The organism is Cellulosimicrobium sp. BMG9.22 (genome assembly GCF_059159975.1).
Genome location: NZ_JBZGBY010000036.1, coordinates 13,839 through 32,438 on the forward strand (window position 1 = coordinate 13,839; position 18,600 = coordinate 32,438).

Sequence of the window (18,600 nt, forward strand, 5' to 3'; positions counted from 1 at the left end):
CGCCAGTCGTCCCTCCCGCCGCCTCGTCGACCTCGTCACCCCGCGCTGGGCTGCTTTTGCATCGTGCAAGCGTCTTGCGTCGCGGAAGTCGGTCTGCTTTTGATTGACCATCGACAAAAGTGGAACTAGGGTCGCTGCAGACCGGGCGCCACCGGGTCGCGAGAGCGTTCACACGCCTCACGCCCGAGCGTACGGTCTCGACGGTGGCAGGGAGGCCATCGCCGTCGTACCACGCGAGGCGTCCGCGTCTCGTCGATGACCAGGAGCAACGATGCACCACTTCGCGCCTGACGGATCGACCGACCGTCCGGACCCGGCCGCACGCACCGGGCTGTGGCTCGTGGGAGCGCGGGGATCGGTCGCCACGACCGCGACCCTCGGGCTCGCGGCGATCAGCGACGGCCGCGCCGCACCCACGGGCTGCGTGACGGTCCAGGAGCCGTTCGCGTCGGCGCCCCTGCCCGCCTTCGGGGACATCGTGGTGGGCGGGCACGACGTCACCGACGTGTCGATGGTCAAGCGCGCCGAGCTCCTCGTCGAGGCGGGCATGATCGCGCCGCGTCTGCTCGCGGCCGCGCACACCGCGCTCGAGCGGGCCGACGCCGAGGTGCGGCGCGGCTACGACGCGCGTCACCACGGTGCGACGGCGCAGCGCGAGTCGCAGCAGGCCGCCGCCGAGCGCCTCGCCGCGGACATCGTCGACTTCCGCGAGCGGCACGGCCTGGCGCGCGTCGTCGTGGTCGACCTCTCCTCGACGGAGCCTCTGCCCGAGACCCTCCCCGAGTTCTCGGACCGCGACCTGCTGCGCGCCGCGCTCGACGACCCGGACCGTGCGGTCCTGCCGGCGAGCTCCGTCACGGCCTACGCGGCCGTGCTCGCGGGTGCGCCGTTCGCGGAGTTCACCCCGTCCGCGAGCATGTACCTGCCCGTCCTGCTCGAGCTCGCCGCCGAGCGTGGCGTGCCCGTCGCGGGCCAGGACGGCAAGACCGGCCAGACGTGGTTGCGCACGATCCTCGCGCCCGCGTTCGCCGCGCGCGGTCTGCGCGTCCTGTCCTGGGCGGGCGCGAACCTCCTCGGTGGCGGTGACGGGGCCACGCTCGCGGACCCGCAGGCCGTGCAGAGCAAGCTCGCGTCGAAGTCCCGCGGCCTGCAGGACCTCACCGGCAGCGACGTCACGCCGCTGCACATCGACAACGTGCCCGACCTCGGCGACATCAAGGTCGCGTGGGACCACGTGCACGTCGAGGGCTTCCTCGGGTCGCGCCTCACGCTCCAGACGACGTGGTCGGCGTACGACTCGATGCTCGCCGCTCCGCTCGTGCTCGACCTCGCGCGACTGCTCGCGCTCGCCCACGCCGCCGGGTACGCGGGCCCCGTGCCGGAGCTCGGGTTCTTCTTCAAGGACCCGTGGGGCAGCGCCGTCCACGACTTCGCCGCGCAGACCGTGGCGCTCGCGGACTGGGTCCGCGAGGCGGGTGCTCGCGTCGGTCACGACGCGGACCCCCGGCCGTGACCGGCACGCTCCGCGACCACCTCGACCTCGTCCGCGCTCCCGCGGTCCTGTCGGTGGTCGGCGACACGCTCGCGGGATCAGCCGCGGCCGGTCACGCGCTCACGCCCCGCCGCGCCCTGCTGCCGCTCGCCTCCGCCTGCCTCTACGCGGGCGGCATGGCGCTCAACGACTACGCGGACCGGCACCTCGACGCACTCGAGCGCCCGGAGCGGCCCATCCCGTCGGGCCGCGTGACGGAGCAGCGGGCGCTGCAGGTCGCCGTCGGGCTCACCGCGGCCGGGGTCGGGCTCGCGGCGGCCGGCGGCGGACGCCGGGCGCTCGCCGTCGCGCTGCCGCTCGCCGCGAGCGTGTGGACCTACGACACCGTGGCCAAGGAGCGTCCCGTCGGGCCGGTCGTCATGGCCGCGTGCCGCGGGCTCGACGTCCTCATGGGTGCCGGGGTCGGGCACCTGCGCGCCGCCCTCCCGGCCGCGGCCGGCCTCGCGGTGCACACCGCCGGCGTCACGGTCGTGTCGCGCGGCGAGGTCCACGGCACGACGTCGTCGCTCGCCGCCGGCGTCGCCGCCGGCACGCTCGCGGTGGCCGGGTCGGTCGTCGCGGGCGCCGCCCGCGAGGGGCGCCCGTCGGGTTCGGCTCCTGCGACCGACGTCGCGGCGCGTGCGGGGACGGGGCGCGTCGCCCGGGTCGCCGCCGTCGCGGCGACCGCCGCCTACCTCGCGACGTGCCTGCCGCGACAGGTCGACGCCGCGATCACGCCCTCGGCGGGCAACGCCTTCGCCGCGACGAAGGCGGGCATCCGCGCGATGGTCCCGCTCCAGGCCGCGTGGGCGGCGCGGCACGGGAGCCTCGTGTCGGTCGCGGTCCTCGCGGGCGTCGAGGTCTCGGGCCGGCTGCTGCGCCGCGCGGGTCGCCGGCCGGGTCGCGCCGAGATGAGCGAGACGTGAGCGCTACGGTCGAGCCGGTCGCGCTGCCGTTCACCCTCGGCTACGGCACGAACGGCTTCACCGACCACCCGCTCGACGTCGCGCTCGACGTGCTCGACCACGAGGGCTACGGCGCCGTCGCGCTCACGCTCGGGTTCCCGCACCTCGACCCCTTCGCCGACGGCTGGGGCGAGCGCGTCGACGCGCTGCGCGCACGACTCGCCGGGCTGGTCGGCGGCGCGGGGATGCGCGTCGTCGTCGAGACCGGCACGCGATTCCTCCTCGACCCGTACCGCAAGCACCGGCCCACGCTCGTGGACGCCGAGGCCGAGCCGCGGATGCGCTTCCTGCGCCGCGCCGTCGAGATCGCTGCGGCGCTCGACGCCGAGTGCGTGTCGTTCTTCTCGGGCGTCCTGCCCGACGGCGCGTCGTCGGCCGACGGGTGGGCCCGGCTTCGCGACCGCCTCCCCGAGCTCGTCGAGGAGGCCCGTGCGCTCGGCGTCCGGCTCTCGCTCGAGCCCGAGCCGGGGATGCTCGTCGAGACCGTCGCCGACGCGCTGCGCCTGCGCGACGAGGTCGGTTCGCCGCCGGAGCTCGGGATCACCGTCGACGTCGGGCACTGCCTCGTCGTCGAGCCCGACGGCGTCGTGGGCGCCCTGCGCGCCGCAGCGCCGTACCTCGCGAACGTCCAGCTCGACGACATGCCGCGCACGCACCACGAGCACCGGCCGTTCGGCGAGGGCGAGATCGACCTCCCGCTCGTGCTCGGGACGCTCGCCGACGTCGGCTACACCGGCGTCGCCGCCGTCGAGCTCCCGCGCCACTCGTACGACGCGCCGGGTCTCGCTCGCCGCAGCATGCTGGCACTTCGCGAGGCACAGCGCGCGGCGTGGGACAGTCGCGCCTCGCACGGCGACACCGACCGTCACGATCCCAGCGACTCCGACCACCCCCAGGAGGTGCCATGACCGAGTCCACCAGCCCCGGGGCGACCAGCCCCGCGCCCGGCGGCCCGACGCCTGACGGCGAGCGCTGGCTCGACGAGGCGCGCGCCGCCGTCGCGCAGGACCCGGCCGCCGTCGAGCGAGTGTTCGCGCTCGCGGGCCGCAAGGTCGGACGCTCGCCGAGCCGCCCGGACGTCGACCCCGCAGGGATCGTGCACGGGACGGTCGACGACGCGGCGCGCGCCGCGCTCGTCGTGGCGCTCGCGGACGTGACCCGGCACGACGACGGCGCGGACGGCAGCGCGTCGTTCGCCGCGCGGCTCGCCGACCTCTACCAGCGCGGCGACACGGCGGAGCGCCGCGGGGTGCTGCGCGGGCTCGACACGCTCGCCGGACGGGGCGTGAGCCTCGCGCCCGAGGTCGTCGGGGTGGGCGTCGAGCTCGCCGCCGACGCGCTGCGCGCGAACGACCAGAGCCTCGTCGCCGCGGCGGTCGGGCCGTTCGCCGCCGCCCACCTCGACCAGCACGCGTGGCGTCACGCCGTGCTCAAGCTCGTGTTCATGGGCGTGAGCCTCGACGCCGTCGCCGGTCTCGACGAGCGCGCCGACGACGAGCTCGCGCGCATGGCCCGCGACTTCGCCGCCGAGCGCCGCGCGGCCGGCCGCGTCGTGCCCGACGACGTCGCCCGCCTCGCCCCGGACGTCTTCCAGAACAGCACCGAGAGGGACGCCTGATGCGCATCTTCGACCCCCACATCCACATGACGAGCCGCACGACGGACGACTACGAGGCCCTGTACGCCGCCGGCGTGCGCGCGCTCGTGGAGCCGGCGTTCTGGCTCGGCCAGCCGCGCACGAACGTGGGGTCGTTCCTCGACTACTTCGACGCGCTGCTCGGCTGGGAGCGGTTCCGGGCCGCGCAGTTCGGCATCCGCCACCACGCGACGATCGCCCTCAACCCCAAGGAGGCGAACGACGCGCGCTGCCGCGAGGTGCTCGACGAGATCCCGCGCTACCTGCTCAAGGACGGCGTCGTCGCCGTCGGCGAGGTCGGGTACGACTCGATGACGCCCGAGGAGGACGAGGTGTTCTCCCGCCAGCTCCAGATGGCGCGCGACGTCGACCTGCCGGTCCTCGTGCACACGCCGCACCGCGACAAGCTCGCCGGCACGCGCCGCACGCTCGACGTCGTGCGCGAGTCCGGGGTGCCGTCCGAGCACGTGCTCGTGGACCACCTCAACGAGACGAACGTGGCGCTCGTGCTCGACGCCGGAGCGTGGGCCGGGTTCTCGATCTACCCGGACACGAAGATGGACGAGGACCGCATGGTCGCGATCCTCCAGGAGCACGGCACCGAGCGGATGATCGTCAACTCCGCGGCAGACTGGGGGCGGTCCGACCCGCTCAAGACGCTCAAGACCGGGCAGGCCATGCTCGCGGCCGGGTTCACCGAGGACGACGTGGACCAGGTGCTGTGGCGCAACCCCGTCGAGTTCTACGGGCAGTCGGGCAACCTCGTGCTCGACCCGGTGCCGGGCTTCACGGCCGGCGAGCTGCCGACGCCGGGCGTCGAGTTCGAGGGCTCGTCCGTGCTGCGCGGCGCGCGGAAGTAGCCGGACCGGAGGGCACCACCATGCTGTTGTCGTACTGCACCAACGTCCACCCCGCCGAGGACCTCGACGGGGTGGTCGACCAGCTCGTCACCTACGCGGGCCCCGTGCGCGAGGCCGCGGGGCTCGACGTCCTCGGCGTCGGGCTCTGGATGCCCGCGACGCTCGCGCACCGGCTCGCCGCCTCGCCCGCGGACCGCGCGTGGCTGCGCGCGGTCCTCGACGAGCAGGGCCTGCAGGTCCACACCCTCAACGCGTTCCCGTACGGCGGGTTCCACGCGGACGTCGTCAAGCTCGACGTCTACACCCCCACGTGGGCGGACCCCGCGCGCCTGCAGTACACGCTCGAGTGCGCCGAGGTCCTCGCGGACCTCCTGCCCGACGGCGACGACGGCCCGGACGGCGGCGTGGGCTCGGACGGCGTCTCGGGCTCGATCTCGACCCTCCCGCTCGCGTGGCGCGAGCCGTGGTCGGAGGCCGACGACGAGGCCGCGACGCGGGCGTTCGTCGCGTTGGGGGAGGGGCTGCGGGACCTGCGCGAGCGCACGGGGAAGGTCGTGCGGGTCGCGGTCGAGCCCGAGCCGGGCTGCGTGCTGGACACGGTGGACGACGTCGTGGGCTGGCTCGCGGCGCGCACGGGAGCGGACGTCCCGGAAGAGCGGCGCATCGACCCCGAGCACGTCGGGGTCTGCCTCGACACGTGCCACCTCGCCGTGTCGTTCGCGGACCGCCGCGCGGGGACGGCCGAGACCGTGCGGCGCATCACCGACGCGGGGCTGCGCGTCGTCAAGGTCCAGGCGTCGGCGGCGCTGCACGTCGAGGACCCGTCCGACCCCGCGGCCCGCGCGGCCGTCGGCGCGTTCGCCGAGAAGCGCTACATCCACCAGGTGCGGGAGCTCACCGCGTCGGGCGACGTGCTCGCCGCGGACGACCTGCCCGACGCGCTGGGCGAGGCTCCTGGCCCCGGGTCTGGGGCCGCCGTCGGGCAGGACGACGCCGGGTCCGCCACGGCGGGCGCGCTGCCGGGGCAGGGGCCGTGGCGCGTGCACTTCCACGTGCCGCTCCACCACGAGCCCGCCGCCCCGCTCGCCGCGACGACCGACGTCCTGCGCGACGCCGTCGACGCCGTGCGCGCGGCACCGCACGGCGACGAGGCGCACCTCGACGTCGAGACGTACACGTGGGCGGTGCTCCCCGAGGGCGCGGCGACCGACTCGCTCGTCGCCGGCATCGCCGCCGAGCTCCGCTGGGCGACGACCCACCTGAACGCCGAACACGACCTTGCTGCCGTCAAGACGGCGATGACGACACCAACCCCGGGTTCGACGGCGAACAACCCCGTGCTCGACGACGCGAGCCACACCATCAGGAGGACCGCATGAAGCCCGTGCTGCTGCTCGACGTCGTCGGGCTCACGTCGACCGCGCTCGCCCACATGCCGCGGCTGCGCCAGCTCGCCGCGAACGGCTGGCAGTCGGAGCTCGCGACCGTGCTGCCCGCGGTGACGTGCAGCGTCCAGGCCACGATGACGACCGGGCTCAGCCCGGCGCAGCACGGGATCGTCGGGAACGGCTGGTACTTCCGCGAGCTCGGCGACGTGTACCTGTGGCGGCAGCACGCACGGCTCGTCGAGGGCGAGAAGCTGTGGGAGGCCGCGCGCCAGGCGCGCAGCGAGTACTCGTCCGCGAACGTCTGCTGGTGGTTCGCGATGGGCATGACGACGGACGTCACCGTCACGCCGCGCCCGGTCTACCACGCCGACGGGCGCAAGTCCCCGGACGCGTACGTGCGCCCGCCGGCGCTGCACGACGACCTCGTGGGCCGCCTCGGCGAGTTCCCGCTGTTCACGTACTGGGGTCCGACGGCGTCGATCGCGTCGTCGCGCTGGATCGTCGACGCGACCCGGCACGTGCTGCGCACCCACGCCCCGGACCTCACGATGGCGTACGTCCCGCACCTCGACTACGACCTCCAGCGGTTCGGGCCGAGCTCACCCCAGGCCGACGCCGCGGCCGCCGAGCTCGACGCGACCCTCGCGCCGCTGCTCGACGACGCCGCGAACCAGGGCGTGACCGTGCTCGTGGTCTCGGAGTACGGCATCGCCGACGCCGACCGGCCCGTGCACCTCAACCGCATCCTGCGGCGCGAGGGCCTGCTCGAGGTCTACGTGCAGGACGGCAAGGAGCAGCTCGACCCGTGGACGTCGCGCGCGTTCGCGGTCGCCGACCACCAGGTCGCGCACGTCTACCTCGGGGACCAGCACGACCCCGCGCTGCAGCGCCGCGTCACCGACCTGCTGCGGAGCGTGCCAGGGGTCGACGAGGTGCTCGACCGCGAGGCGCAGGCCCGGTACGGCCTCGACCACGAGCGGTCGGGCGACCTCGTCGTCGTGGCCGAGCCGGGTGCGTGGTTCACGTACTACTTCTGGCTCGACGACGACCGCGCGCCCGAGTACGCGCGGGGCGTCGACATCCACCGCAAGCCGGGCTACGACCCCGCCGAGCTGTTCTTCGACCCCGCGGACAAGCTCGCGAAGGCGAAGGCCGGCCTCAACCTCGTGAAGAAGAAGGTGGGGCTGCGCTACGCGATGAGCACGGTCCCGCTCGACGCGTCGTACGTGAAGGGCTCCCACGGGCGCCTCCCGGACTCGTCGGCGGACACCCCGCTCGTCCTGTGCTCCGACGCCGAGGTACCGGCGTCGGTCGCGTCGCTCGTCGAGAGCGACACCGGCCAGGTGCCGGCCGCCGCGATCAAGGACCTCGTCCTCGAGCTCCAGGGCCTCGGCGTCCGCGTCTGACCGCCGAGGTAGAGCCCTGGTCAGCCGAGGTAGAGGCGTGGTTCTTCGTGTCGGACGGCGGCCGGTCACCTTGGGTGGTCGGGGTGGGTGGGGGCGCCGCGTCTACATCCGCCGCTCGTTCCTCGCGGCTCCCGCCAGGCCCGTCCACGACGCGGCGCCCCCACCCACCCCGCCCGGCATTGTCTCGCCCTGGTCGTGGCTCACCCGGGCGACCGCCCGCGGGCCCGGTCTCCCGCCGCCTCGCCGCCGGGCAGGTGGGCCGCGGCGCCCTGTGGTCGACGGCCGTGCCCGGGGCCGTCGTCGAGCATGACGCTGCGCGCGGTCGACCACGACCTGAAGGTCGCCGGGCCTCGGACAGCGACACTCATGTCGTGCTCGGCGCGTGACCACTGTCTGATCTAGCCGACCACGCCTCTACCTCGCGCGACCACGCCTCTACCTCGGCGACTGGGCCTCTACTTCGGCGGGCCGGTGGCCTGGGCGTCTGCCCGGGTGAGGTGATGGCCGAGCGGGTGGGGCGGCGTCGGATGCGAAGGGCGTCAAGGCCGCGCTCCCAAGACCCACGCCTGACAGACCGTGGTGACGGCGCGGACAGCCCGAGCACCGACGCCGCCCCGCACGCGGACCCGACCACGGACCGCCCGACCCAGCCAAGCACCGACGCCGCCCCGCACGCGGACCCGACCACAGCACGCCCGACCCAGCGCGCGCACCGGCGCCGCCCGACCACGAACCGTTCGCTCACGATGGGACGTGACGTGCGACGGCGCCCGGTCCGTGCGGACCGGGCGCCGTCGTCGGGGTCGTGCTGCTGAGCGGTGCTCAGCGGGAGAGCGTCAGGAGCAGCTCAGGGCCTCGTAGTCGGCGTCGTAGGTCGTGGTGACGACTTCGCCGTCGAGCTCGGCCGTGACCTCGGCGGTCACGGAGCCGGCGTCGAACGCGGCCTCGCGCGAGGAGAACGACTGGTAGGCGTTCTTGCCGTCCTTGACGTTCGGGAACGTCTTGTCGCCGTACGGGGTGGTGACCACGACGTCGGCCTGCGCGCCCGACTCGTTGAGCACGCGCACCGCGACGTGGGCCTTGCCGCCGAGGCAGCGCGCCTCGGCGGTGACCGTCGCGTCGACGGCGGCGGACGTCGTGACGTCCACGGTCTGCCAGCGCTTCCCGGGCGTCGGGTCGTGCAGCTGCAGCAGGAGGAGCTTGCCGCTGCCCGCCTCGACGGCCGACTCGGACCGGTTCACGGTGATCGGCGCGTCGTCCGCCCCGACGTAGAGGAGCTGGCCGCCGCCGTCGAACCAGTACGCGGGGTCGTACGGGTCGGCGGTGAACGTCTGGGTCGCGTCGACGAGCCCGTTCGCGGCCGACGCGTACGACGAGTACGTGAGGACCTGGAAGGTGGGAACGTCGCCCTCCTCGATGCCGAGCGAGCCGATGCCCACCGGGACGACGACGACGTTGTTGTCGAACACGGAGGTGTCGACGTCGCCCCACACGGAGTTCACCGGCTGCAGGTCGACGTTGTCGCCGGCCTCGTACTCGGTGCCGTCGGGTGCCGTCCAGTCCTTGAGGGTGAAGGTCGCGGCCAGCGTCAGGTCGGTCTCGGCGTTGTACTTGATCACCGCGACCTCGAAGTCGGCGGACCCGTCGGAGTCGACGTCCACCTCGACCGCCGGGATGGAGACGGAGCCGAGGCTCGCCCACTCCCCGTCGACCGCGATGCCGACGCCGATGACGCCGGTCGCCGGGTCGTTCCCGGCAGCTGCCTCCTGGGGGGCCGTGGACGCGAACCCGACCGCGCGCACGTCGGCGGACGCGATGGCCGTGGCAGAGACGCCGTCGGAGGCGTCCGCCTCGAGACGCGGGCTCGTGGCCTTGAGCTCGAACGGCGCGACGAGCGAGGTCCAGCCGCCCTGGTCCACGCCGCGGCCGTCGTGGTCGAGCTCCGCGGACGTCGCGGAACCGGGGAAGGCGACGGGCTTGGCCGTCAGGTCGCTCACGAGCCTCGGCGAGGCCTGGACGGGCACGCGCAGCGCGGGGCCGCCGTCGGTCGGGGTGAGCACGACGCGCCCGCTGAGCGACGACACGACGTCGCGCGGGACGCCGATGCCCGAGTCGGCGGACGACGTCGGGTCGAGCTCCTTGGCGAGCGTCGCCGGGTCGGCCGTGAGGGTCACCGTGACGACGGTGCGCTGACCGGCCGGGACGGTCACGGACGCGGGGGCGACCGAGATCGCGGCGTCTCCTGCGGTGCTCGACGACGTGAAGCCCGTCGCGAACGACTTCTCGGTGTCGCCGGTGTTCTGGACCGTCACGGTCTTGCGGACCGTGACCGTCTCGGCGCCGACCGGCACCACGCCGAACGCGACGGACACCTGGTCGGAGTCCTGGGAGGAGTAGGCGAGCGTCGTGTTGGCGACCGCGTCGACGGCGTCGACGCGCCCGGAGCCCACGCGCTCGGGCCCGTACGCGAGGCCCGTGCCCGACGGCCCGGTGAAGACGTCGTGCGTCGCCGTGTTCATGACCGACGCCTTGACCTCGGCGGGTGCCCAGCCGGGGTGGGCCTGCTTGACGAGCGCCGCGATGCCCGCGACGTGCGGGGTCGCCATCGACGTGCCGGACTTGATGCTCGCGCCGTCGAGGCGCCCGGACGCCGCGGAGGCGATCCCGGTGCCGGGGGCCGCGACGTCGGGCTTGGCGACGCCGAGCGAGCCGTGCACGCCGCGCGACGACCCGTTGTTGAGCGTGTCGCCGATCTCCGGGATCGCCACGAACGACGAGAGCGCGAGGGACGGGCCGATCGTCATGGTGACCTCGCCCGCCTCGATCGCGGGACGCAGCGCGTCGTGGCTCGGGCCGGTGAGCTGGGCGCCGGGGATGCCGGCGTTGCCCGCGATGCCGGCGACGAACGACGAGAGCTCGGAGGACAGCAGCACGCCGACCGCGCCCGCGGCCTGCGCGTTGTCGAACCGCGCGGCGCTGCCGCACGCGCGCGTGGCGTCGACGTCGTCCCAGAACAGGAACGCGATCTTGCCCGCCACGGCGGCCGCCTGCTCCGGCGTGAAGGCCTGGCAGCCGTCGACGTCGCCTCCGAGGAACGCGACCGGGGCGGTCACGTCCGTGCCGCCCGCGTAGGCCTGGGAGTTCTGCGCGGGGTAGGTGCCCACGAGCTCCTCGGGGGCGTCGACGCGCACCGCGTCGAACGTCTGGGTGTCCCCGACCGAGTTCGCCACCGTGAGGGCCGAGCGCGCGTTGCCGGGCGAGCCGCCGACGTCGGTCACGTCGCCCGCGTTGCCCGACGCGATGACCGACAGCGTGCCGAGGCGCGAGAGTTGGTCGATGAAGAGGTTCTCCGGGTCGTCCGCGGGGGTGCCGTCGGAGCCGAGGGAGAGGTTGACGATGTCGAGACGGTCGGACAGGTCGCCGTCGCCGTCGGGGTCGGCCGCCCACTCGAGCGCGTCGACGACGACACCGGTCGAGCCGCCGAGGTCGCCGAACACCTTGAGCGCGTACACCCCGGCCCCGGGCGCGGAGCCCGGCCCGACCTGCCAGTCGGAGATGTCGGTGAGCGTCGCGTAGTCGCCGTCGAACGTCGCGCCGTCGGCCGTGACGCCGTACGCGGCGGTCGTGCCCGCGACGTGGGTGCCGTGCCCGGAGCCGACCGAGTCGAGCGAGTCGATGGGGTTCTCGTCCGGGGTGGGCACGAGCGTCGTGCCGGGCACCGTGCCGCTCGCGTCGTAGTCGTACCCGGCGAAGTCGTGGCCGCCGAGGAACTTCAGCTCGTCGAACGTGCCCTCGGGGACCGGGCCCTCGCCCTGCTCCCCGTACGCCGCGTCGAACGCCTCCTGCGTGCCCGGGCCCCCGAACGCCTCGTGCGTGTAGTCGAGTCCGGTGTCGATGATCCCGATGCGCACGCCCTCGCCGGTGAGGCCAGTGCTCTGCCACGTCTCGAGCGCGCGCGTGAACACGTCCGTGCCCTTGTTCATCGGCTTCTTCGGGATGATCCGGTAGACCGTGACGACCGACGCGTCGCGTGCGAGGTCGCGCACCCGCGATGCGTCACCCGTGACGACGACGCCCGCGACGAGCGTGCTCGTCACCGACACCTGCTGCGGGTCCCGTGCGCCGGCGCTGCGGGCCGTCGCCTGCCGGGGGACGACGTCGTCCGCCAGCGCCGCGACGTCCTGCGCGTTGGCCTCGACCTCGTCGGGGCTCGCGCCCTGGGCCGCGAGGTCGACCGCCGACGCCGCGTCGAGCTCGACGAACGCCGTCACCGTGCCGCTCGCCTTGGCGAGCGACGGGGCGATCTTGTCGGTCGGCTGAAGCGAGACGTCCTGCTGCGCCGCGAGATCCGGCTCCGGGGGCGGGTCCGCGGCGGCGGGCACGGCGGCGGCCGCGACGACCGCGAGGCTCGCGGCCGCAGCGGTCAGGGACACGGGCAGAGAACGGTGCTTCATCGACACTCATCTCCCCGGCGGGGCCGGTTCGGGCGAAGGGTTCGTGGATGGGTCCTTCCCAGCGACCAGGCCCGGGTGGGACGGCGGTCACCCGAGCACGGTAACCCAACGAGCGCTCGGCCTGCCCGGCGACGACGGCCGTGACCGGGGGACGCACCCGGCGACAACGGGCGCCGGGCGCCCTAGGATGCCGCCGGGGTCACAGGACGAGGCCGTCTTGTGGGAGTCCCCTTCCCGCGTCAGGTCCACGGGGTGCGAACCCGGGGGCGTGGCCCACGCAGAAGGAGAACCATGACCAGATCCTCGCTCCGCGTCCTGTCCGCCGCGCTCGCGGCCGGACTCCTCCTCACCGCGGCCGGGACGGCGACGTCCGCGGCCGCGTCCGAGCCCGACCTGCGGGTGGTGACGTGGGACCGGACGGCGCCCGCGCCCGCCGACGACGTCTCCACGGACCGCAGCTGCGCGGTCCAGGCCCAGCCGCTCCTGCCCGGCCAGGACGTCGACGCCGTGGCGCCCGCACCCGAGGTGTGCTTCGACTCGCTCGAGGAGGCGCTCGAGTTCGTCTCGGGTCACGACGTCGCCCCGCAGCGCCTCGACGGGGCGTCCAAGGGTGAGGTCGACGGCTTCGTCGCGGAGCTCAACGCGTCGTCCGCGGCCACCGCGCAGGGCGCGAGCGCGCGGGTCGCCACGGCGGGCCTCAGCTCGCAGGTCCTCGGCATCCTGTGGCGCGACGCCAGCTACAAGGGCGCGTCGCAGGTGCTGTACGGGCAGGGCACCAACGGTTGCTGGACCGGGTCGACGTACGGCTTCCCGAACCTCGCGAACTTCCTCATGAACAACGTCGCCACGTCCGCGACGACGTACTCGGGCTGCTGGGCGACGCTCTACGACAGCTACAGCTACGCGGGGTCGAAGAAGAACTGCACGCCGCACTGCTCGCACCTGGGGACGTTCGACAACCGGGCGTCCTCCGTCGTCTACCGCCCGGCGGGTCAGCTCGGCTGAGCTACCGTCGACCTGTCCGGGCTGTCGCCCGGCCCGCTCACGTCGAAGGAGATCTCGCATGCCCACGCGTATCGCTCGTACCGCCTGGAACGGTGGACTGCAGGACGGCCAGGGTCAGGTCGAGCTCTCGAGCTCGAAGGCCGGCACGTACGACGTCTCGTTCCCGCGTCGCGCCGCCGACGACGCCGGCGGCGTCACGAGCCCCGAGGAGCTCATCGCCGCGGCGCACTCGTCGTGCTTCGCCATGCAGCTCTCGGCCGTGCTCGCCGAGGCGGGCGGCACGCCGGTCTCGCTCGAGGTCACGGTCGAGGTGTCGCTCGGCCCGGACCCGGCCGGCGGCTTCAAGATCCCGTCCATCGCCGTCACGGTCCGCGGTGAGGTCGAGGGGATCGACGAGGCCGGGTTCCAGCAGGCGGCCGAGACCGCGAAGGCGACCTGCCCGGTCTCGAAGGCGCTCGCCGGCGTCGAGTCCATCACGCTGGACGCGACGCTCGAGAGCTGAGCCGCTCGTCCACGACGCCGAACCCCGGGTCGCGCACCGTTCCGCCAGGCGATCGGCGCGCGACCCGGGGTTCGTCGCGTGGGACCGTCAGCGACGCCGTCAGCGCGGGAGGAGCGGAGGCGTCGACGTGCCCGCGCCGTCGCGGATCCCGTCGACCAGCTCCGCGAGCGTGTCCTTCGCGCCGTGCACGGGGTGCCAGCGCAGGAGCTCCGCGGCGAGCTGCGTGTCGAGCACCGGGGCACGCATCGCCATGTCGAGCCAGCCCTCGCCCACGGGGACCAGGCGCGCGCGCCACGCCGCGGCGACCGCGGTGCGAGCCGTCCCGTAGGGGACGGTGCGCAGCGAGCCGTCCGCGACGACGTCGGCCACGTCCTGGGCCGTGAGGACCGTCGGGTTCGCGACGTTAAACGGTCCGGGGTGCCGCCCCACGACGATGCGGACGTAGGCCTCCGCGACGTCCTCGGCGTGCACGACCTGGAGCCGCAGGCCCTCGGGCAGCGGAACCGTGGGCAGGGGAGCGCGCTTGAGCACGCGCGTGCCGAAGGGGCCGAGGAAGTACCGGGTGATCTCGGACGCGGCGTCGCGCTGGAACACGAGCGCCGACCGGACGCGGGAGACGACGAACCCGCTGCTGTGGTCGACGTCGTCGAGCAGCGCCTCGACCGCGGCCTTGTCCTCGGAGTACGACGAGCCCGGCACGCCGTCCACGGGCCACCCCTCGGACACGGGGGCGTCGCGGGCCTCGCCCGCGTAGGGGGCGGGGGAGTACGTGCCCACGGAGGACGCGACGACGACGTGCGCGACCCCGGCGCGCCGGGCCGCCGCCATGACGGCGCGCGTGCCCTCGACGTTCACGCGACGCAACCGCCTGCGGTCGTGGCTCGGCTGGACCGCCCACGCGAGGTGCACGACGACGTCCGCACCGGAGAGCGCGACGTCGAGCCGCTCGTCGGCGTCGGGCGCGGCGACGTCCGCGTAGCGCCACGTCGCGGCGTCGTGCGGGAACCCGACCGTGCTCGAGCCGTCCGCGCGCGGCACGCGGCGGGCGACCGCCACGACCGACGTCACCGCGGGCTCGGTCGCGAGCCGGCGCAGCACGGCCGTGCCGACGTTTCCGCTCGCTCCGACGACCACCACACGCATGCGCTGCCTCCTGTCACCGGCGCGTCGCCCCGGGTCCGACGCGCTCTCCCGACGCTAGCCCGCCTCGCCCGAGTTCGCCCGGGCGATCGCGAGCACCGCTGAGCGCGCGGGCTCGGGGAGCTCGGGCACGAGGACGATCGCGCTCGCGAGCACGAGCCGCTCGATAGCTGCGCGAGACAGGTCTCCTCCGCCGAGCCAGGCCGCCGTGACGTTCTCGACGAGGGCGACCCAGCCCGCCGCGAGGAGTCGCAGCCGCGGCGAGGCGAGGTGCTGTCCGGGCGTCGTCGCGGAGACGGTCGACGTCATGCGTACGACGAGGCTCTCGCGGACCCGCGCGAGCGCGGCCTGCGTGGCGTCGTCCTCGGCCAGCGCCCCGCGCCACAGGTCCTGCCAGAGCAGACGCCGGGCCTCGACCGCGTCGAGGTACGCCGAGACGGCGAGCGTCGGGCGCTGCGCGAGGGGACGGTCGTCGGGGGTGACGGTCGCCTCCTCGAGCTCCGCGACGGCCTCCAGCGCGACGGCCCGGCGCAGACCTGCGGTGGAGCCGAAGTAGTGGAAGACGAGGGCCTTGGACGCCCCCGCGCTCGCGGCGACGGTCGCCGGGGTGAGGGCTTCCAGGCCGTGCTCGTCGGTCTCGCGTGCGGCGGCGTCGAGCAGCTCCCGTCGGCGGTCGGCGGGTTCACGACGGCGGCGCGGGCCGCCGGGCGGCGGGGGCGCGCCGGGTCCGGGTGCGGCAGGGGGAGGTGCGGACGTTCGGGCCATGGCTCTGTTCTACGCGCCTGTTGACTTCAAGTCAATATGAGGCGTAGCGTTATTGACCGTGAGTCAACGGTGTCCTCGGGGACGCCGGGGAGCCACGGAGGGGAAGAGCCGGGATGCAGATCACGCTGACGGACGTCCGCGTCGACGGACGGCGCGAGCCGATGCTCGAGCCGATGGACCTCAGGTGGTCCACGGGCGAGTGCGTGCTCGTCGCGGGGGAGCCCGGCCACGGGCACACCGCCCTGGCGCTCGTGGCGACCGGCCGGTTCGACCCGTCGGCGGGTGACGTGACGCTCACGCCCGAGCCCACGTGGCGCACCGGGCGCCCCGCGCGCTCGTCGGGCCTCCGGGGGCCAGCGACCCTGCGCGACGTGACCGCCGTCGTCGACGTCCCCGGCATCAGCGAGCCCGACGACGCGCTCACCGTGGCGGACGTCGTCGCCGAGGGCCTCGCGCTCGCCGGGCGCCGCTCGCTGCCGACGGACGTGACCCGCTGGCTCACCGACCACTCGCTGGTCGCGGACCGGGCACGACGGCTCGACCAGGTCCCCGGGGTCGTGCGCACCGCGCTGCTCGCTGCGCTCGCCGCCGAGGACCCCGAGGTGCGGTTCCTCGTGCTCACCCTGCCCGACCGGCACGGCGGCGAGCCGTCCGGCTGGTGGGAGGTCGCGCAGACCCTCGCCGCCGCCGGGTACGGCGTCCTCGTGCAGTGCACGCGCGCCTCCGCGCGCGATCTCGGCGTCGACCTCCCGCCGGCGCGCGGCGGCTCGATCCACGAACCGCCCGTCGTCGCGCTCCGCGCCCGTCCCGAGGAGGGCCGATGACCGCGATCCGCCTCGGACTGTCCGAGCTGCGTCGTCTTGCTGCGGGCACGCTCCCGCGTCTCGCCATCCTCGCGATGGCGCTCATCCCCACGCTCTACGCGGGCCTGTACCTGTTCGCGAACCACGATCCCTACGACAAGCTCGACGAGATCCCCGCCGCGCTCGTCGTCCTCGACGAGGGCACCACGACGACCGACGCCCAGACCGGCGCGACGACTCAGCGCGACCTGGGGCGCGACGTCGCCGACCAGCTCCTCGACGACGGCGGGTTCGGCTGGGTCGAGACCAGCCAGGTCGACGCCGAGTACGGCGTGCGCTCCGGGCGGTACGACGCCGCGCTCGTCATCGGCCCCACGTTCTCCGCCGACCTCGCGTCCGCGGGCGAGTTCGAGCCGCAGCAGGCCAGCCTCACGCTCATCACGAACGACGCGAACAACTACCTCGCGCGCACCATCGCGGACCAGATCGTCGGCACGGTGCGCGACTCGATCGCCGAGCAGGTCGGCACCGAGGCCGCGGACTCGTTCCTGCGCGGCTTCGCGTCCATCCACACCAACCTCGCCGACGCCGTCGACGGCGCGGACCAGCTCCTCGACGGGTCCACGCAGCTCCGCGACGGCCTCGTCACCGCGGACGACGGCGCGCACACGCTCGCCGACGGCGTCGGGCAGGCGGCCGACGGCGCCGCGACGCTCGACGCGAGCACCGGGACGCTCGCGGACGCCGTCGGGCAGCTCGACGACGGTGCCGGGTCCCTGGCCGCCGGGGTCCGGACGTTGCAGGACGCGACGGCGTCCCTGCCGGACCAGACCCAGCAGCTCGCCGACGGCGCCGCGCAGGTCGCGGACGGCAACGCCCAGGTCGCGCAGTACGGGCAGCAGGCCGCCGACGCGGCGAGCCAGGTGCTCCCGACGCTCGACGCCGTCCGCCAAGACGTCGGGACGGCGCTCGACGAGCGGCTCTCCGGGCTCGTCGCGCAGGGTGTGCTCACGCAGGAGCAGGCGGACGCGATCCAGGCCGACGTGCAGGCACGGGTCGACCCCGCGCTCGACGCGCGTCGCGAGCAGGTCCAAGGCGCCGTCGACCAGGTGACCGCCGCCTCGGGACAGCTCGACCAGCTCGCGGACGGCTCGCGCCAGGTGTCGGACGGCGCGGCGACGCTCGCGGCCGCGACGCCGCAGCTCACCGCCGGGATCGCCACGGCCGCCGACGGCGCCGACCGGCTCGCCGACGGCACCGGGCAGCTCGCCGCCGCGACCCCGCAGCTCGTCGACGGCGTCTCGCAGCTCGCGGACGGCACGCGCCAGGTGTCCGACGGCGCGACCTCGCTCGCCGACGGGACGTCCCAGCTCCGCGACGGGTCGGGCGAGCTCGTCGACGGCGTCACGCAGCTGCGCGACGGCCTCTCCGAAGGACTGGGCCAGATCCCGGACCTCGACGAGCAGACCCGGCAGGACACCGCCGCGACCATCGGCAACCCGGTGTCCGTGCAGAACGAGGCGCTGTCGTCCGCCGGGACGTACGGCGGCGGGCTCGCGCCGTTCTTCCTGTCGCTCGCGACCTGGATCGGCGCGTACGTCCTCTTCCTGCTCGTGCGGCCGCTCTCGTCGCGGGCGCTCGCAGCGGGGCGCTCGGGCCTGGCCACGGCGCTCGGCGGGTGGCTCACCCCGGCCGCGATCGGCGTCGTGCAGGTCGCCGCGATGTTCACCGTGACGAAGTTCGCGCTCGACATCGACCCCACGCACGGGGTCGGGACGGTGCTGTTCCTCGCGCTCGTGTCCGCGACGTTCGTCGCGATCCTCCAGGCGCTCAACGTCTGGCTCGGCGCAGCCGGCCAGTTCCTCGGGCTCGTGCTCATGCTCGTCCAGCTCGTCACCGCCGGAGGCACGTTCCCCTGGCAGACCATCCCGGAGCCGCTGCGCTCGATGCACCAGTTCCTGCCCATGACGTACGCCGTCGAGGGTCTGCGACAGCTCCTCTACGGCGGCAACCTCGCGACGGTGACGCGCGCCGTCACCGTCCTCCTGGTCGTGCTCGTCGGAGCCCTCGCCCTCACGACCCTCGCCGCCCGCCGCCAGCGCGTCTGGACGATCAAGAAGCTCCAACCCGAGCTCGTCCTCTGAC

Annotated in this window: 14 protein-coding genes; 11 read left to right on the forward strand and 3 right to left on the reverse strand. The window is 74.5% G+C overall.

Annotation, left to right across the window (positions count from 1 at the left end; translation table 11 throughout):
* Positions 1-271: 271 nt before the first annotated feature.
* Genes AC4H2H_RS17810 through AC4H2H_RS17840 form a run of 7 tightly spaced genes read left to right on the forward strand, consistent with a single transcriptional unit; the run spans position 272 to position 7,786 of the window.
* Positions 272-1,513 carry an inositol-3-phosphate synthase gene (locus tag AC4H2H_RS17810; RefSeq protein ID WP_494372161.1) on the forward strand — a complete coding sequence of 414 codons (1,242 nt, stop codon included), beginning with the start codon at positions 272-274 and terminating at the stop codon, positions 1,511-1,513.
* The gene (locus AC4H2H_RS17815) at positions 1,510-2,457 is read left to right on the forward strand and encodes an SCO3242 family prenyltransferase (RefSeq protein ID WP_494372162.1); all 948 of its coding nucleotides are present in this window, start codon (positions 1,510-1,512) and stop codon (positions 2,455-2,457) included. The genes AC4H2H_RS17810 and AC4H2H_RS17815 overlap by 4 nt, the downstream gene beginning before the upstream one ends.
* Complete coding sequence (locus tag AC4H2H_RS17820; RefSeq protein ID WP_494372163.1) at positions 2,454-3,404, forward strand: sugar phosphate isomerase/epimerase family protein; 951 nt, start codon at positions 2,454-2,456, stop codon at positions 3,402-3,404. The genes AC4H2H_RS17815 and AC4H2H_RS17820 overlap by 4 nt, the downstream gene beginning before the upstream one ends.
* A complete protein-coding gene (locus tag AC4H2H_RS17825) occupies positions 3,401-4,114 on the forward strand; it encodes an EboA domain-containing protein (protein ID WP_494372164.1) in 714 nt (237 codons plus the stop codon). Before AC4H2H_RS17820 ends, AC4H2H_RS17825 begins: the two co-directional genes overlap by 4 nt.
* Complete coding sequence (locus AC4H2H_RS17830) at positions 4,114-4,992, forward strand: TatD family hydrolase (protein ID WP_494372165.1); 879 nt, start codon at positions 4,114-4,116, stop codon at positions 4,990-4,992. The genes AC4H2H_RS17825 and AC4H2H_RS17830 overlap by 1 nt, the downstream gene beginning before the upstream one ends.
* Before the next feature lie 20 nt (positions 4,993-5,012).
* Positions 5,013-6,371: a metabolite traffic protein EboE gene (eboE, locus tag AC4H2H_RS17835; RefSeq protein ID WP_494372166.1), complete on the forward strand. Its 1,359-nt coding sequence runs from the start codon at positions 5,013-5,015 to the stop codon at positions 6,369-6,371.
* Entirely contained in the window at positions 6,368-7,786 is a 1,419-nt protein-coding gene (locus AC4H2H_RS17840; RefSeq protein WP_494372167.1) for an alkaline phosphatase family protein, read from the forward strand. Before eboE ends, AC4H2H_RS17840 begins: the two co-directional genes overlap by 4 nt.
* Before the next feature lie 836 nt (positions 7,787-8,622).
* On the opposite strand, the gene AC4H2H_RS17845 is transcribed toward AC4H2H_RS17840, so the two are convergent.
* Positions 8,623-12,240 carry a S8 family peptidase gene (locus AC4H2H_RS17845; protein WP_494372168.1) on the reverse strand — a complete coding sequence of 1,206 codons (3,618 nt, stop codon included), beginning with the start codon at positions 12,238-12,240 and terminating at the stop codon, positions 8,623-8,625.
* Positions 12,241-12,531: 291 nt separating this feature from the next.
* Between AC4H2H_RS17845 and AC4H2H_RS17850 the strand changes: the two genes are divergently transcribed.
* A complete protein-coding gene (locus tag AC4H2H_RS17850; protein WP_494372169.1) occupies positions 12,532-13,245 on the forward strand; it encodes a hypothetical protein in 714 nt (237 codons plus the stop codon).
* Positions 13,246-13,303: 58 nt separating this feature from the next.
* Entirely contained in the window at positions 13,304-13,747 is a 444-nt protein-coding gene (locus AC4H2H_RS17855; RefSeq protein ID WP_494372170.1) for an OsmC family peroxiredoxin, read from the forward strand.
* 99 nt (positions 13,748-13,846) lie between these two features.
* Here the strand turns inward: AC4H2H_RS17855 and AC4H2H_RS17860 are convergent, their stop codons facing one another.
* Both AC4H2H_RS17860 and AC4H2H_RS17865 read right to left on the reverse strand, forming a co-directional pair.
* On the reverse strand, positions 13,847-14,890 hold the full coding sequence (locus tag AC4H2H_RS17860; protein ID WP_494372171.1) for an NAD-dependent epimerase/dehydratase family protein: 1,044 nt from the start codon (positions 14,888-14,890) through the stop codon (positions 13,847-13,849).
* 54 nt (positions 14,891-14,944) lie between these two features.
* Positions 14,945-15,652 (reverse strand): TetR/AcrR family transcriptional regulator, encoded by a 708-nt coding sequence (locus AC4H2H_RS17865; RefSeq protein WP_494372172.1) that lies wholly within the window; start codon positions 15,650-15,652, stop codon positions 14,945-14,947.
* A gap of 113 nt (positions 15,653-15,765) precedes the next feature.
* On the opposite strand from AC4H2H_RS17865, the gene AC4H2H_RS17870 reads away from it, so the two are divergent.
* A complete protein-coding gene (locus AC4H2H_RS17870; protein ID WP_494372173.1) occupies positions 15,766-16,476 on the forward strand; it encodes a hypothetical protein in 711 nt (236 codons plus the stop codon).
* Entirely contained in the window at positions 16,473-18,599 is a 2,127-nt protein-coding gene (locus tag AC4H2H_RS17875) for a YhgE/Pip family protein (protein ID WP_494372174.1), read from the forward strand. The genes AC4H2H_RS17870 and AC4H2H_RS17875 overlap by 4 nt, the downstream gene beginning before the upstream one ends.
* The last annotated feature ends 1 nt before the right edge of the window (position 18,600 follow it).